The organism is Streptomyces sp. NPDC013317 (genome assembly GCF_055563155.1).
The window spans coordinates 89,739-104,230 of the sequence record NZ_JBVHDX010000007.1 but is presented as its reverse complement, the minus strand read 5'-3'; the positions used below and the strand labels follow the sequence as shown (position 1 = coordinate 104,230).

14 protein-coding genes are annotated in these 14,492 nt (G+C 72.3%); 6 read left to right on the top strand and 8 right to left on the bottom strand.

Going from position 1 to position 14,492, the window contains the following annotated elements; translation table 11 throughout:
* Positions 1-219 precede the first annotated feature (219 nt).
* Complete coding sequence (locus tag ACZ3IJ_RS19820; protein ID WP_467469877.1) at positions 220-1,071, top strand: alpha/beta fold hydrolase; 852 nt, start codon at positions 220-222, stop codon at positions 1,069-1,071.
* A 59-nt stretch (positions 1,072-1,130) separates the two neighbouring features.
* Here ACZ3IJ_RS19820 and ACZ3IJ_RS19815 read toward each other — a convergent pair whose 3' ends face one another.
* Complete coding sequence (locus tag ACZ3IJ_RS19815) at positions 1,131-2,369, bottom strand: serine hydrolase domain-containing protein (RefSeq protein WP_467469875.1); 1,239 nt, start codon at positions 2,367-2,369, stop codon at positions 1,131-1,133.
* Positions 2,370-2,643: 274 nt separating this feature from the next.
* On the opposite strand from ACZ3IJ_RS19815, the gene ACZ3IJ_RS19810 reads away from it, so the two are divergent.
* A complete protein-coding gene (locus tag ACZ3IJ_RS19810; RefSeq protein WP_467469873.1) occupies positions 2,644-4,245 on the top strand; it encodes an eCIS core domain-containing protein in 1,602 nt (533 codons plus the stop codon).
* Here ACZ3IJ_RS19810 and ACZ3IJ_RS19805 read toward each other — a convergent pair.
* Positions 4,242-5,108 carry an arginase family protein gene (locus ACZ3IJ_RS19805; protein ID WP_467469871.1) on the bottom strand — a complete coding sequence of 289 codons (867 nt, stop codon included), beginning with the start codon at positions 5,106-5,108 and terminating at the stop codon, positions 4,242-4,244. The genes ACZ3IJ_RS19810 and ACZ3IJ_RS19805 overlap by 4 nt on opposite strands.
* A gap of 88 nt (positions 5,109-5,196) precedes the next feature.
* Between ACZ3IJ_RS19805 and ACZ3IJ_RS19800 the strand changes: the two genes are divergently transcribed.
* A complete protein-coding gene (locus ACZ3IJ_RS19800) occupies positions 5,197-6,405 on the top strand; it encodes a hypothetical protein (RefSeq protein ID WP_467469869.1) in 1,209 nt (402 codons plus the stop codon).
* Positions 6,406-6,646: 241 nt separating this feature from the next.
* Here ACZ3IJ_RS19800 and ACZ3IJ_RS19795 read toward each other — a convergent pair whose 3' ends face one another.
* From ACZ3IJ_RS19795 to ACZ3IJ_RS19785, 3 genes are all read right to left on the bottom strand, one after another.
* Entirely contained in the window at positions 6,647-7,195 is a 549-nt protein-coding gene (locus tag ACZ3IJ_RS19795) for a DUF1062 domain-containing protein (RefSeq protein ID WP_467469867.1), read from the bottom strand.
* Between the two features lie 232 nt (positions 7,196-7,427).
* On the bottom strand, positions 7,428-7,988 hold the full coding sequence (locus ACZ3IJ_RS19790) for a hypothetical protein (protein WP_467469865.1): 561 nt from the start codon (positions 7,986-7,988) through the stop codon (positions 7,428-7,430).
* Positions 7,989-8,010: 22 nt separating this feature from the next.
* Positions 8,011-8,988 carry a helix-turn-helix transcriptional regulator gene (locus ACZ3IJ_RS19785; protein ID WP_467469863.1) on the bottom strand — a complete coding sequence of 326 codons (978 nt, stop codon included), beginning with the start codon at positions 8,986-8,988 and terminating at the stop codon, positions 8,011-8,013.
* A gap of 105 nt (positions 8,989-9,093) precedes the next feature.
* Here ACZ3IJ_RS19785 and ACZ3IJ_RS19780 point away from each other — a divergent pair, with 105 nt between their 5' ends.
* Positions 9,094-9,489 (top strand): RidA family protein, encoded by a 396-nt coding sequence (locus tag ACZ3IJ_RS19780; protein ID WP_467470265.1) that lies wholly within the window; start codon positions 9,094-9,096, stop codon positions 9,487-9,489.
* 133 nt (positions 9,490-9,622) lie between these two features.
* A complete protein-coding gene (locus tag ACZ3IJ_RS19775) occupies positions 9,623-10,150 on the top strand; it encodes a GNAT family N-acetyltransferase (protein WP_467469861.1) in 528 nt (175 codons plus the stop codon).
* A 93-nt stretch (positions 10,151-10,243) separates the two neighbouring features.
* On the opposite strand, the gene ACZ3IJ_RS19770 is transcribed toward ACZ3IJ_RS19775, so the two are convergent.
* Entirely contained in the window at positions 10,244-10,690 is a 447-nt protein-coding gene (locus ACZ3IJ_RS19770) for an SSI family serine proteinase inhibitor (protein WP_467469858.1), read from the bottom strand.
* A gap of 389 nt (positions 10,691-11,079) precedes the next feature.
* Here ACZ3IJ_RS19770 and ACZ3IJ_RS19765 point away from each other — a divergent pair, with 389 nt between their 5' ends.
* Positions 11,080-11,805, top strand: a complete 726-nt coding sequence (locus ACZ3IJ_RS19765) for a dienelactone hydrolase family protein (protein WP_467469856.1) — start codon at positions 11,080-11,082, stop codon at positions 11,803-11,805.
* 170 nt (positions 11,806-11,975) lie between these two features.
* On the opposite strand, the gene ACZ3IJ_RS19760 is transcribed toward ACZ3IJ_RS19765, so the two are convergent.
* On the bottom strand, positions 11,976-13,589 hold the full coding sequence (locus ACZ3IJ_RS19760; RefSeq protein WP_467469854.1) for a transporter: 1,614 nt from the start codon (positions 13,587-13,589) through the stop codon (positions 11,976-11,978).
* Complete coding sequence (locus tag ACZ3IJ_RS19755; RefSeq protein WP_467469852.1) at positions 13,586-14,467, bottom strand: ABC transporter ATP-binding protein; 882 nt, start codon at positions 14,465-14,467, stop codon at positions 13,586-13,588. Before ACZ3IJ_RS19755 ends, ACZ3IJ_RS19760 begins: the two co-directional genes overlap by 4 nt.
* Positions 14,468-14,492 lie beyond the last annotated feature (25 nt).

Below are 14,492 nucleotides of genomic sequence, written 5' to 3'. Positions count from 1 at the left end.
TGACCCGGAGCCCCGAGCTCCCAGGGTCATTCCCCTCGGACCGTTTTCCCCGAGCGGTCCGCCTCCCGCTGAAGATCTCCCCTCGGCGGCGCTCGTCAATCCTTGAGCACGGTCACTCGAACGAGGGGTGTTACGCGGCAGAACCCCATTTTCGAATATGGGTTCGATAGTCTGGCGGTGCTCGACACGCTCGATGGGAAAGAGGGGGTGCCAGGGAACATGGTGCGACGTCTCGACGTCACCGGGGCCGGCGGCGTACGCCTGGCGGCCTGGGAGTTCACGGAAGAGCAGGCAGGTACGACCGGGTCCGGAGTCTTACTCCTGCACGGCCTGATGGGCCGCGCCTCCCACTGGGCCCCCACGGCCCGCTGGCTTGCCGGGCGGCATCGCGTCGTCGCCCTCGACCAGCGCGGTCACGGCCTCAGCGACAAGCCCCCCGCGGGCCCCTTCACCCGCGAGGCGTACGTCTCCGACGCGGCCGCCGCCGTCGAGCAGCTCGGCCTCGGCCCCGTCACCCTCGTCGGCCACTCCATGGGCGCGCTCACCGCCTGGCAGCTCGCCGCCGAGCACCCCGATCTCGTCCAGGCCCTGGTCGTCTGCGACATGCGGGCCTCGGCCCTCGGGGCCGCCTCGCAGCGGGAGTGGCAGGACTGGTTCCGCCGCTGGCCGGTGCCGTTCCCCTCGCTCGACGGGGTGCGGCGGTGGTTCGGCGACGAGGACCCCTGGGTCGAGCGGCCGAACCCCGCGCGCGGCGAGTTCTTCGCCGAGGTGATGACCGAGCGGCCCGACGGCTGGTATCCGGTCTTCGACCCCGCCCAGATGCTCACCTCCCGCGAGACCTGGGTCCACGACGCCCACTGGGACTCGCTCGCCCAGGTCCGCTGCCCGACGCTGGTCGTCCGCGGCCTGGACGGCGAGCTGGGCCGCGCCGAGGCCCAGGAGATGGTCCGCGTCCTCCCGCGCGGGGCGTACGCAGAGATTCCGGACGCCGGCCATCTCCTCCACTACGACCACCCGGACGCCTGGCGGACGGCGATCGAGCCGTTCCTCAACGGTGTCCTGACTCCTTAGGCCCCGCGTCCCCGCGGGGCTGCGTCCCCGCAGGGACGAGTCGCCGCAGGCCCGGGTCCCTAGCGGGCCGAGCCGCTCAGCGGCGGGGGGACCGGCCGGTCGTAGACGTTGTCGGGCGTCACGACCTGGGTGACCGCCCGGGCGACCAGCGTGCTCGGCTCCTGGCCCGCGGACGTGATGTCCGTGTTGAGCATCAGCACCATGGTCGCCTTCTGCGAGGGCAGATAGACGGTCACGGTCTCGTAGCCGGGGATCGAGCCGTTGTGCCCGATCCAGCCGTCGGTCTCGAAGATGCCGAGGCCGTAGCTCGTGCCGGGGATGCCCGTCGGCAGCGTCCTGAGCCGCTCGGCCTGGGTCTCAGGGCTGAGCAACTCGCCGGTGGCGACGACCTTCGCCCAGCGGCGCAGATCGTGCAGATCCGAGATCATCGCACCCGCCGCCCAGGCCCAACTGGGGTTCCAGTCCGTGGAGTCGACGACCGAGCCGTCCGGCGTCTGGTCGGTGTACCCGCGCGGGTGCGGCTCGGGGAACTCCGCCGCGTGCGGGAACAACGTCTCCCGAAGGCCCGCCGGGCGCAGCACCCGCCGGTCGATGACGTCGGCGAGACGCCGGCCGGTGACCTTCTCGATCACGAGGCCGAGGAGGACGAGGTTGCTGTTGCAGTACTCGAACCGGGTCCCCGGCGCGAAGGTGTTGTCGTGCCGGTAGCCGTACGCGAGCACCTCGTGCGGCGTGAACTGGCGGCTCGGGTGGCTCTCCAGATCCTCGATGAAGTCCGGGTCGGAGGTGTACGGGAAGAGGCCGCTGCGCATCTCGGCCAAGTGGCGAAGGGTGATGGCGGCGCCGTTGGGAACGCCGTCGACGTAGCGGGAGATCGGGTCGTCGAGGCCGATCCTGCCGTCGTCGACGAGCTTCAGGAGCGCGGTGACCGTGAAGGTCTTGGTCTCGCTGCCGATCCGCACGGAGCCGTAGGTGGTCATCGGCCTGCCGGTGGCCTTGTCGGCGACACCGGTGGCGTGGACGTAGCAGCCCTTGCCCGGCATCCACACCCCGGCGACGACGCCGGGGATGCCGGCCTGCACACGGACGTCCTCGATGGCCTTGTCCAGACGGGCGGTCAGCTCGGGTCCGAGACCGCCGTCCCGGCACTCCTCGCCGCCGTGGTGGCCGGTGCCGGCGGGGGCGGACACGGGTACGGCGGCGGGTACGGCGGTGGCGGGAGCGGTGGCCATGGGGGCCAGCACGGACGCCACGAGGAGCGCTGCGGCGAAGAGTCTGCGGGAGGGGGTACGTCGCATGTCGGGGGCGCCTCTTCCGGTTCAGGATCAGGAACGCCAACGTGACCCCTGCCGCGGCCGCGCACACCCCTTCCACGCCTCCGGCCCCCGGTGAGTCCACTCGTTCGGACCCGGACCGGACCCCGCCCGGCAATCCGGACCGGACCCGTACGGGAGCGGCCGTCGGGACGCGGGGGCGGCCATGTCTGCCCCCGGCCTTGCCTTCACAGCCCTCTCGCACGGTCTCACCCCGGTGCTAGGAGTGGAGGCAAGCCGCCCAGCAACAGGAGCCAGGATGAAACGCGAACGCGAACGCGAAGAGCCGGGGCGGCCCGCCCCCGCGTCCCGGGGCGCCCGCAGCCGGCCGCAGGCACAGAGCGAGTCGACGGCCCCGGGCACCTCCGTACCCGCCCCGGACTCGCTCGCCGCGCTGCAACGCACCGTGGGCAACGCGGCGGTGACGCGGCTGGTGCAGCGCTCCTCCGTGCACCAGGTGATCGGCTCGCGGGGCCGGCCGCTCGAACCCTCGCTGCGCGGCGAGATGGAGGCCCGGCTCGGAGCGGACTTCTCCGACGTACGCATCCACTCCGACCAGGCGGCCCAGCGCTCGGCCGCCGACGTCGGTGCGCGGGCCTACACCTCGGGGAACCACGTCGTCGTCGGCAGGGGCGGCGGGGACAAGCACACGCTCGCGCATGAGCTGACCCATGTGATCCAGCAGCGCAAGGGCCCTGTCGCGGGCACCGAGACGGGCGACGGTCTCAAGGTCAGCGACCCCTCGGACAGTTTCGAGCGGGAGGCCGAGGCCAACGCCGTCCGCGCGATGTCCGGCCCGGCACCGACCGACGACGCCCACGACAGGCACGACACGCACGACCACGCCCACGACGCGCACGACCACTCCACCGGGACGGGCGGCGAGGCGGCCGTGCAGCGCGTCCTGGCGCCGGGTCTGGCGAAGGGGACGCCCGTCGTCAAGCACGAGGACGACGCGGACAGTCCCATGGGCTACTCGATCGCCGGGTTCAGCTTCGGGTCCTACCTCGTCGCCCCCGAGGACGGCGGCAAGAAGGTCCGTGTGTCCCCGGTCGCCAAGGACTGGGGAACGGCCGAAGGCCGGGAGGAGTCCCGCAGGGCCTACCTCGAGTCCCGCGCGCAGGAGCTCGATCCGGCGGTCCTCGCCGCCAAGCAGAAGCAGCAGGACCTCAACCTCGGCGAGAACTACCTCAGCGCGGACTACCGCCGGATCAACCCGCTGCTCGCCGCACTCGGCGAGGTCGGCTACAGCCCGTCCGAGATCGGGTCCCCCGAGTTCTCCTTCCAGGCGAAGGAGACGCAGGTCCTCGACGCGTGGAAGCGCCTGGCCGTCGCCCGGAACTACGCGACCGACGACACGGTCGAGGGATGGGACGCGCAGCACCTCCGGAACACGTACGACATCTTCGCCCGCATCCACGGCGTGTGGAGCGACTTCGAGACGCCGCAGGCCAACGCCGACGGCCAGGTGGTCCGCGGTGACAGCAAGTACGTCTACGACTCGTTCGAGGGGATCCTGAAGCAGGACGAGAACCACCCGGACGGCGGCTACGTGACGCTCAACCAGACGATCGAATGGCCGGCGATCCTGTCGACGACCTTCGGCGATCCGCTGACCCACACCTATGTGGCGGGCAAGGAGGTCGTCTGGGAGTTCGGCCTGCCGGACGAGCACCAGGGAAGGTCGCTCGGCAAGAACAACGCGTCCGAGCAGGAGATGACCTTCCCCATCGGAACCAGGATCAACATCAAGCAGGTGCTCGTGAGGAAGGGTGACTTCGCGTCGGAGAAGGAGGAGAAGTACGGCAAGAGCGCGGCCGTGATCGTGTTCGCCGACATCCTCGGACGCAGCACCCCCTAGACCGCCAGGGTCCGGCGCAGGCAGTCGGTCAGGCGGGCGGCGATCGTCCCGCCGGGGTCGAGCCGCGGGTTGAAGATCGTCACGTCGAAGCCGACGGCCCGCTCGTGGCCCAGGGCCGTCCGCAGCACGTCCTCCAGCTCGGCCCAGCTCAGCCCGCCGGACTGCCGGTAGTCGACGGCGGGCATGACCGTGTCGTCCAGGACGTCGACGTCGAGGTGGACCCAGTAGCCCTCCCGTTCGGCGAGCCGGGCGACGGCGCCGCGCGCGGCCTCGCCCGCCCCGGCCGCGCGCACGTCGTCGAGGTCGAGGGCGTACAGCCGGGGCGGGAGCGGCCGGCTCCCCGCCGCGGCGGACTCGTCCGCGTCCCGGAACCCGAACGCGACGACGTCCTCGTCCCGCACCAGCGGCCCCCGCCCCTCCAGGTCGGCGAGCGTCCGCGGGCCGCGTCCGGTGGCGACGGCGAGTTCCATGGACGCGACCTCGCCGGTGGGCTCCGCGGACGGCTGGTAGAAGTCCGTGTGCCCGTCGAGGAAGAGCAGTCCGTAACGCCCCCGGCGCCGCAGAGCGAGCAGGTTTCCGAGCAGGATGCTGCAGTCCCCGCCCAGGACGACGGGAAAGCGCCCGGAGTCGAGCACCTCGCCGACGGTGTCCGCCAGTTGTACGGAGTACCGCGCGATCCCACCCGGGTTGAGCACGCCGGTCCCGAGGTCCCGCACCGGGTCGTACGCCGGCGGTTCGACCCGCGCGACCCGGGCCACTCCGCCGAGCACGGCGTCCGGCAGATCCTGGACCCCGGACGGCCGCAACCCGAGCACGGACGGGGCCTCGACGACGGCGAGGCCACGCTCGCCGGGCAGCGTCATACGTCCATGGTGTCCCCATCGGGCGGACCGTGCGCGCGCCGGTGAAATCGGCCTGCTCAGGGGGTTGCCGGGGCAGTAGCATCCCCGGATGGGAAGCATCGAGGCCCTGATACCGACGGCCGGATCCGTCGACACCGCAGGTCTGCGGGAGGTCGACGCCGAGGAACTCGCCCGGTACGTGGTGGACCCCGGGAATCCGTGGTGGCGCCACAGGCCGTGCGTGATCGCGCTGACCGGCCGGGTCCCCGAGCGGTACGTCCCCGAGCTGATCGCGCGCGTCCAGGACCCCCAGGAGACCCCCGAGGTGCGCAGGGCCCTCCTCGACCTGCTCGCCGACCGGACCGAGCTGCTGCCGTGGCTGCGGCACGAGGACCGCGCGTCCGACACCGCGTACGGCATGGGCGACGCGTTCCTGAAGGCGCGGGGCCTGCTCGGGGACCGCACGGCCGCGCGGGAGCTGGCGACGATCGCCGCCTCGCCGTGGCGGCACTCCCGCGACGCGGGCGACGCCGGTCTGGAGGGTCTCGTGGACCGGTACGGAGCGGAGGCGATCCTGGCCCAACTCGGCGAGGAGCGCCCCGAGGACCGTGAGTTCCGCGTCTGGATGCGGTACCGCGCAGACGAGGACGTGACCTACGCGTTCGCGGACCCGGACCGGGGGGTCGCGCACGCCGCGCAGTCGCTCGCGACCGACGCGGACCGTCTGCGCGCCTACCTCGACGAGGCGCCGACGACCGAGGCGAAGGTCTGGGCGGCGTACGCGCTGTACCGCCTCACCGAGGACAGGGCCGAGGCCCGTGCGGTCTACGAGCGCCTGGGGCGCCCCCGGGTCGAGGTCGAGGGCCTGGACGAGGAGCTCCGCGGTCCGATCGTCCACGAGTACGGTCCCGGTTGCGAGCGCCTGAGCGACCCGCGGTGGCGGCTCGAGGCCGTCTGTGCCGAGCCGCCGGCCCGCGTCGACGTGGACGACCAGCTCCGCCGGGCGACGGCCGCCCTCACCGAGGCCGGCCTGGCGCCGAAGCCGCCGGTCTCCTGCGGCGAGGACAACCAGCAGGGGGACGGGACGTACCACGTCGTCGAGGTCGGCGGGGACCGGCTCCAGATCAGCACCCTCGGCCCGTTCGCGACCGCCGAGTACGAGTTCTCCGAGGCCGCCCGCCAAGCGCTCGAGGCGGCGGGTTTCCGCTGGATCGACGGGGAGACGGGCGCGATCCGGGTCACGGACCTGTGCGTCTACTACTTCGGCGGACGGAACGCCGTCACCGTCGACACGGCGCTCTTCTACTGGCAGGACTAGGGCGTGTTGCGAAAGTCCCGCCTGCCCCGCGACGCCTGGCACGCACGCTCGCTGCGTTGTCGGGATCGTCCGGGTACACCCGGTACGAGGACGACCCTCCGCCTTGCGATCGCACGCACCAGACGCCGCGGGGCCCGCCCTTCGGGCGGACGGCGCTACTCTCGCAACACGCCCTAGGCGGCGCCTCGGGTCTGTCCGGCGGCGGGTCGCCGCCGGACAGACCCCTGGTCCCGTGGAGGGCTCAGCGCTTGAGCAGGAAGGCGAAGTCGCCGGAGATCCGGCCGCTCAGCCGGTCCGCCGAGACGAGCCTGCCCTCCGCGATCAGTCGCTCGACCTCGGCCCGTGACAGACCGAAGCCTTCGGCGATCAGCCGGACCGGCCGTACGGGAATCCGAGCGGCGAAGCGTACCGAGACGTCGACGGCGTCGCCGCCCAGGTGATCCCGTCCGCCGGTGTCGAGGCGCCAGGCCCCGTCCCAGTCGAGGGCGACGCGGTTGCGGCGCCGTAGGAGCGGGTCCTGGAGCAACTCGGACGCCAGGCGGAGGTCGTTGTCGTGCATCCGGTCGAGCAGCTCGGGTCGTACGGAGCGGACGTGCGCCCGCTCCAGGACCGTGAGCTTCGCCGTCTCCCCGCAGGAGGTGCAGAGCACGAGGAGCCAGGCGTCGAGCAGCTTGTGGTTCGCGTTGACGCGGAACCGGCCGTTCGGCCGGAAGCGTTCGGAGCCGCAGCTGTGGCAGCGGCGGAGGACGACAGGAAGGCAGGTGGGCATGACCACCCAGCTGTTGAGCACAGGAGTACACCGGTTTCAGTGAGAAATCCGCAGCAAGAAGGGGCGCGGCGCACGCAGGGCGCGACGCGCGACGGTTCAGCGCTCGGGGTTTCACACGGTGTACAAGGGCCTGCCTTTGGCTCGACGACGTGGCTCGGCAGCACGGTACGGGCGAACGTCGCCGCCGATCCACCGGTTTTCGCGGGGCGTACGGCGCTGGGCTGCCGGCCCTGGACGGGGAGGGTGACGAGGGTCAGGTCGCGGAGCTCTTCGGGGGCCTGGGGGTGGTGCCCGGCCGCGATCTCGGCGAGGGTGCTGAATTGCCCGGGGTAGACCATGACCGGCAGGTCGCGGCGGGTGAGGCAGCAGAAGACGGCGAACTCCGGGCGTGCTGCGCGCGGGTGGCCGAGGCGGTGACGCCGGCCGCGCGGAGCCTGCGGGCCAGAAACTCCACCTCGGGCAGCGTGCCCGTGTGGACACCGTTCTGCACGCGACGCAGTTCGGTCCGCGCGCCGGCCAGGTCGATGCCGAGTTCGGCGCGGAGCACCCGCATGATCACGACACGGCTCGCCGCCGCGTCGGGAACGTGCAGCGTCGCCGCCCCGTGCTCGGCGAGCAGCTGTGCCCGCCGCTCGCCCGGCGGGCGGTCCGTGTCGCACATGGCGACCGTGAACCCGCAGGCGGAGCAGGTCGCTTCGACGTCCCCCCGCAGACGGTCGTCGACGAGCGCCTGGGTGCCGTGGCATGTCAGCCCCGCACCGCAGTCCTGGCACGGTGTGGAGTACCTGACGGATTCGACGACGATCTTCTCCATGCCCCCCCCGACAGGGACGAGGCTACGTGCCCCCGGCGTCGCGGTAGCGTGTGGCCATGGTGGTCGCCCGGGTGCGGAGGGCGGTGCGCAGGGACGCGGGGGCCAGGACTTCCGCGTCCGGGCCGAGCTGCCACAGCGCCCATGCGGCGTGCCGGGCGTCCTGGTACGTCACCTCCAGCCGCAGCAGACCGCCCGCCTCGGGTTCCTCCGCGCGGACGGCGAGCGCGGCGTCCAGGAGCTCCTCCCGGCGCGCCGGGTCCACCCGTACCTGCACGGTGAGGTGGTCGTCGGAGAGGAACCGCGCGGCGCGCTCCCGCCAGATCCGGTCGAGGTCGACCCCGCCCGGGCGCTCCGCCGCCTCCGGGAGCTCCTCGGCGGCCAGCACCCGCGACAGCCGGTAGGTGCGGTCCGCGCCCGCTCGGGTGGCCAGCAGGTAGCCCCGGTCGCGCACGGTCACCAGGCCGATCGGGTCCACCGTGCGCCACTTCGGTGGCCGGTTTGTGGCCGCGTAGTGGATGCGCAGCTTGTGCCCGGCGAGCACCGCGCGCCGCACCTCGGCCATCGTGGCGCCGGGTACCTCGTCGGCGGTCAGCCGGCGTGAGAGCAGGTCGGTCTCCGGCTCGACGAGAATCCGCCTGGCCGCGTCGCTCGCGGTCGCCCGGTGGCTCTCGGGCAGCGCGTCGACCACCTTCCGCCGGGCCGAGGCGAGCGCCGGCCCGAGCCCGAACGCCCGCTCGCCGCGCCCCGACGCGGCGGTCAGCAACGCGAGGGCCTCGTCGTGGTTCAGCCCGGTGAGCTCGGTCCGGAAGCCGGGCAGCAGCGCGAAGCCGCCGTGCCGCCCGCGCTCGGAGTAGACGGGGACACCGGCCGCCGACAGCGCCTCGATGTCGCGCAGCACGGTACGGGTGGACACCTCCAGCTCGCGGGCCAGTGTCTCCGCGGTCAGCCGACCACGCCCGCGCAGCAGGAGCACCAGCGAGACCAGCCGGTCGGCGCGCATGCGAGGACCTTAACCGAGCGCCGGAATACGTGACGGAGGGTGTCGTGATTTCTTGCGAGGCTCCCTGACGCAACTCCCCCCGAGACGAATGGAGCTGACGTGGCGATGGAACGAACGGCGGTCAACCCGGTGACCTGGTCGGTGGAGAGGGGGTTCAACCAGGGCGAGGTCGTCTCCGGGCACACCCGGACCCTCTACATCTCGGGGCAGACCGCGATGAGCGAGGACGGCAGAGCTCGGCACGAGGGCGACATGGCGGCGCAGCTCGCGCTGAGCGTCGCCAACCTGGAGGCCGTGCTCGGCGAGGCCGGCATGTCCGTCGCGAACCTCGTCCGGCTCAACGTCTACACGACCGATGTCGACCTGCTCTTCCGGCACTACGGCACGCTGGCCGCGCGGCTCGGCGCCGCCGGGGTCGCGCCGACCACGACCATGCTCGGGGTGACCCGGCTGGCGATCCCCGGCCAGATGGTCGAGTTGGAGGGGACCGCCGTCGCGTGAGGCGATGACGCCGGCCTGCCGTTCGTACCGGTCGCCCCCGGCGCGCGCGGCAGACCGCCGGGTCCGGCGTGTACCCGTACCGCTCCCGAAATCGCTTGCCGGTATCGGCCGTGCGTACGTAGCGTCGGCGCTCGTGACCCCGACCCTGCGCACCGAGCGTCTGCACCTGGAGCCGTACGTCCCCGAGGACGAGGACGCCTTCGTCGCGCTGTTCCAGGACGTGCGCGTGTCCCGCTGGATGGGCGACGGGACCACGTCCGCGGTGGAGGACAGGGCCCTGTTCGGACGGATCTTCAGCAAGGTCTACGCCGAGGAGCTGTTCGACGTCTGGGCGGTACGCCGGGACGGCCGGCTGGTCGGCCACGCCGAGATCAAGCGGACCGACGAGGTCGACGGCTTCGAGATCATCTACGCCCTGGCCCCCGAGGCGTGGGGCTCCGGCCTCGGTGGCGAGGTGGCCGAGGCGATCGTCGCGTACGGCTTCGGTGCCCTCGGGCTGACCGAGGTCCACGCCACCGTGGCCGCGCCGAACACGGCGTCGCTGGCTCTGCTGGCCAAGCTGGGTTTCACGCACGTCCGGGACGTCACGGAGGACGACGGCAGCACGACCCGCGTCCTGACCCGCCACCGCCCCACACCCACCGGACAGTCCCCGGCCTGAGGCGCCTCCCGCCTGGACCGCACACGGCAGCGGCCGTCGGGATGCCCTTCCGACGGCCGCTGACGCGTGTGTTCTACGGGGGTGTTCTACGGGTCAGAACGAGAAGACCGCGGTCTTCGCCAGCCCGCTGCGCATCTCGCACGTGTTGCCGTACGTGGCGGACCAGTTGACCCGCTTGCCCTCCCAGACGCCCTCTCCGGTGACCGTGACCGGCTCCCAGATGCGCGTACAGGGGGCGGAGCTGCTCCACGCGGTGCCCAGCTGGGCGAGGTCGCCGTTGATCGTCTTCAGGTCGGCGCAGGCCGACTTGGGGGCGGGGTGGGTGCCGGACGCGGTCGGGGCGCAGTTCAGCGTGACCGCCCGGTCGATCGTCGCCGTCGCCGCGTCTTCGCCCTTGCCGATCGTGAGGACGAGTGCCGACGGCGGGTACAGCCCGGACGGCTCGGCCTGGGCGCTGCCGGACGTCGCGGCGACGCCGACGAGGGCGAGGCCGGTGGCGAGAGCCGTGGTGAGGGCGGTGTTGCGGAGGACGTAACGCACGGGGGTGTCCCTTCGAGACGGGTGCTTCCTGATTGCGTTTCGGAGTCTTGTTGCTGCGGAGGGTGATCGCACATCCTTCGCCGCTTTCCGGTCACGACCGAACGTTCGGCCTGTTGGGGGCGGGTGTGCGGCCTGGTCGAGAGCGCTCCACGGATGGTCGTGCAATCTCGAACGACCACCTGAGCTGCAGTGATGCAAAATTTGTTCGAAATTGGAGCAGCTGTCGGGAGCTCTGTTCGACCGGAAGCTGGCCTCGGGAGATGCCGGTACAGCCTTCGGCGCCGAGAACGATCATGGTCCGGCGTCCAGGTGATGCGGTCGGGACAGATCACTCCGCCATCGGTGAACACCACTCCGACCGGGCGCAACGGTCATTACCGTCCAGTGGCATGACGACGATCACCACCCGTGCGGTCGAATACCCGGCCGACGACCTGACGATGATCGGACACCTCGCGCTCCCGGCCGGTGCCGAGCGCCGGCCCGCGGTCCTGATCGGACCCGAGGGGACGGGGCTCAGCGATGTCGAGCGCCGCCGGGCCGAGGCTCTGGCCGAGCTGGGGTACGTGGCGCTTGCGTTCGACATTCACGGCGGGCGCTATTTCAGCAACCCCGAGGACATGCTGGCCCGTTGCCTGCCGCTGCTCGACGACCCCGACCGGATGCGGGGCATCGGCCACGCGGCCCTCGACGTGTTGCGCGCCGAACCACGGGCCGACCTCGACCGGATCGCCGCCGTCGGTTACGGCACCGGTGGCGCGATTGCGCTGGAGCTCGGTCGCGACGGCGTCGACCTGCGCGCGATCGGGACCGTCAACGCACTGACCACGGGCCGACCGGGCGAGGCGGCCCGCATCCGCTGCCCGGTATGGGCCGGGGTCGGGTCGGAAGACCCGATCATGCCGCCCGCGCAACGGATCGCGTTCACCGAAGAGATGCAGGCCGCCGGCGTCGACTGGCGCCTCGTGGTCTACGGAGGAGCCCTTCACGCCTTCCATCACCCAACGGTCGACCACAGCGTGCCTCCCGGCGTCGGCCATCACCCACGGCACGCACAGCGAGCCTGGCATGACATCGTCGCCCTGCTCGCCGAGTGCCTGCCCGTCACGGATTGATCCGACGCGCCCGAGGTACGAGCCTCGCGGCGGCTGAGCGCGCCGGCGGCGAGTGGTGGGGCCTGGGCGGGGCCTGGGCGGGGCCTGGGAGGCGCCTGTTGACAGGCGGCCGCCCGCGCGGAAGCCCGTGCGAGCGGCCGGTCACCGGACCCGCCGCCCGCACGGCCCCGTCATCCCTTGCTGACCGCCGAGAGGATCTCCGGCAGCCGGTTCGCCGTACGGGGCGCCGCCAGTCGCAGGCCGCCCCACGCGATCAGCGCGCCGTACAGCGCTCCGGCCGGCAGCAGGATCCAGAGCAGGGACTCCTCGTCCGCGAGGTGGAGGTAGATCGTCGCCCCGATCACCGGGGCGCACAGCAGCGCGCCCCCGATCATTCCGCCGAAGATCGAGATCCACGCCAGACTGCCCTGCCCGGGCGCGACGTTCTTGTACGCGCTGTCCTGCGGGATCGAGTACGGGAAGTTCGCCGAGGTCACCGCCCCCGTCGCCAGCATCGCGCCGAGCAGGGCGAACGCCAGGCCCAGCGCCTCGGGCAGGGAGGACCAGTCGCCGAGCACCGCCGCCGTCGCCGCCGTCACCAGGACCGTGTACGGCAGGGTGATCAGGAGCAGCGCGAACGCCCGCGCGCGCAGTTCGGCGTACGCCTCCCTCGTCGTCGAGATCGTCTGGGCGACCATCCAGAACGCCGAGGTGTCCTGCCCGAACTGGTTGTACATCTGGATGCCGAGCATCCCCGAGGCGAAGCACGCGAAGTAGATCGAGCCCGTGCCCTGGACGGCGTTGAAGAGCGGCACGATCGCGCCGATCGCGAGCGAGGTGATCCAGGCCGCCTTCGTCTTCGGGTCGCGCGCGATGTAGCGCAGGGTGCGCTCCATCACCGTTCCCGTACGCCCGCCGGGCAGCAGCCGCCCGAGGAGTCCCGTCCCCGACCGGTCCCGGCCGGACGACTCCGAGGACGCGCCGATCGTCGAACCGTCCGGCGTCGTCATCAGCTTCACCAGGCTCCGCTGCCACCAGTACAGCAGCGCCACGAGAACGCCGACGGTCAGCAGCAGCCGGACGGCCGCCACCGCGTGGTCGCCCTCGCTCGCCGAGTCCACCGCCGCGATCGCCGAGGCCGGCGGCAGCCAGCCCACCACATCGGCGGCCGGCTCGAGGGACGAGAGTCCGCCTGCGCGGCTGAGCCGCTGGGCGCCGAAGTTGACCACCTGGATGCCGACCGCGATCAACAGACCGCTCAGCACCGCGAGATCACGGCCCCTGCGCGAGGTCAGCAGCCGTACGTTGGCGGCGGCGACGGCCCGCGAGAGCGCCACGCACACCAGGACGACGAGGGGCACGGCGAGGGCCGCCACCACGACGCCCGCCGCTCCCCGCGCGAGCGCGAGAGCCGCACCCACCCCTATCAGCAGGGTGAACGCCGGGCCGGTGCCCACCAGCGAGGCCACGAGCAGCGACCGCACCAGCGGCCGGGGGTGCAGCGGCAGCATCACGAGCCGTGACGGGTCGAGCGTCTCGTCGCCGCCCGGCACGAAGAGCGGCATCACGGCCCACGACAGGGCGAGGACGCCGGTCAGCAGGATCACGATCGAGTCCGCGTCCGCGCTGCCGCGCATCAGCACGAACGCGAGGACCATCGCCGCCGCGAAGACGGCCGTGATCACGATGGAGACGACGTACGCGGCGGTCCGGCCGGCCGACTGCCGCAGCCCGTTGCGCAGCAGCGACAGCTTGAGCCGGACGAAGACGGAGGTCAGGGAGTCGGGCGGGGAGGCCGTGGTCATCGGGCGGTACCGCCGCCCAGCCAGTCCAGGGAGTCCCCGGCCGCGTCCCGCCCGTGGGCGCCCACCAGCTCCAGGAACGCGGCCTGCAGCGACGGCGCGTCGCCCCGGACGGCCGCGAGCGGTCCCTGGGCGCGGATCTGGCCGGCGGCCATCACGGCGACCCAGTCGCAGAGCGACTCCACCAGCTCCATCACATGGCTGGAGAAGACGACGGTCGCGCCCGAGCCGGTGTACCGCTCGAGGACGCCCCGGATGGTCTGCGCGGACACCGGGTCGACACCCTCGAACGGCTCGTCGAGGAAGAGGACTTCGGGGTTGTGCAGCAGCGCGGCGGCGAGCCCGATCTTCTTGCGCATACCGGTGGAGTAGTCCACGACCAGCTTGTTCTGCGCCCCCGCCAGGTCCAGCACGTCGAGCAGCTGGGCGGCCCGCTTGTCGACCTCGCCACCGGGCAGCCCCCGCAGCCGCCCGCTGTACGCGAGGAGTTCGCGGCCGGAGAGCCGCTCGAAGAGCCGCAGCCCCTCGGGGAGGATCCCGATCCTGGCCTTGACCCGGGCCACCGACTCCGGGTCGCGCCAGACGTCGTGCCCCGCGACGAGTACGCGCCCCGCGTCGGGCCGGAGGAGCCCGGTGATCATGGAGAGGGTGGTGGTCTTGCCCGCGCCGTTGGGGCCGACGAGACCGATGAACCTGCCCGCGGGCAGGACCAGGTCGATCCCGTTGACGGCGACCTGCTGCCCGAAGCGCTTCCAGAGCCCCTCGACACGGACGGCGGGCACCGCGTCACCGTCCGTCCCGGATGCGCCGCCCGCCGTCGCGGCGTCCGCCCGTGCGGCCCCGCCTTCTTCGTATACATCGTCAAATGCCTGGTCAGGCATGGTCCGTCAGCCCTCCGGTCGTCCC

Excerpts from the sequence above, each read along its gene's own strand:
- ACZ3IJ_RS19820 (WP_467469877.1), top strand. The coding sequence starts at position 220 with ATGGTGCGACGTCTCGACGTCACCGGGGCCGGCGGCGTACGCCTGGCG.
- ACZ3IJ_RS19815 (WP_467469875.1), bottom strand. The coding sequence starts at position 2,369 with ATGCGACGTACCCCCTCCCGCAGACTCTTCGCCGCAGCGCTCCTCGTG.
- ACZ3IJ_RS19810 (WP_467469873.1), top strand. The coding sequence starts at position 2,644 with ATGAAACGCGAACGCGAACGCGAAGAGCCGGGGCGGCCCGCCCCCGCG.
- ACZ3IJ_RS19805 (WP_467469871.1), bottom strand. The coding sequence starts at position 5,108 with ATGACGCTGCCCGGCGAGCGTGGCCTCGCCGTCGTCGAGGCCCCGTCC.
- ACZ3IJ_RS19800 (WP_467469869.1), top strand. The coding sequence starts at position 5,197 with ATGGGAAGCATCGAGGCCCTGATACCGACGGCCGGATCCGTCGACACC.
- ACZ3IJ_RS19790 (WP_467469865.1), bottom strand. The coding sequence starts at position 7,988 with ATGGAGAAGATCGTCGTCGAATCCGTCAGGTACTCCACACCGTGCCAG.
- ACZ3IJ_RS19785 (WP_467469863.1), bottom strand. The coding sequence starts at position 8,988 with ATGCGCGCCGACCGGCTGGTCTCGCTGGTGCTCCTGCTGCGCGGGCGT.
- ACZ3IJ_RS19780 (WP_467470265.1), top strand. The coding sequence starts at position 9,094 with ATGGAACGAACGGCGGTCAACCCGGTGACCTGGTCGGTGGAGAGGGGG.
- ACZ3IJ_RS19765 (WP_467469856.1), top strand. The coding sequence starts at position 11,080 with ATGACGACGATCACCACCCGTGCGGTCGAATACCCGGCCGACGACCTG.
- ACZ3IJ_RS19760 (WP_467469854.1), bottom strand. The coding sequence starts at position 13,589 with ATGACCACGGCCTCCCCGCCCGACTCCCTGACCTCCGTCTTCGTCCGG.
- ACZ3IJ_RS19755 (WP_467469852.1), bottom strand. The coding sequence starts at position 14,467 with ATGCCTGACCAGGCATTTGACGATGTATACGAAGAAGGCGGGGCCGCA.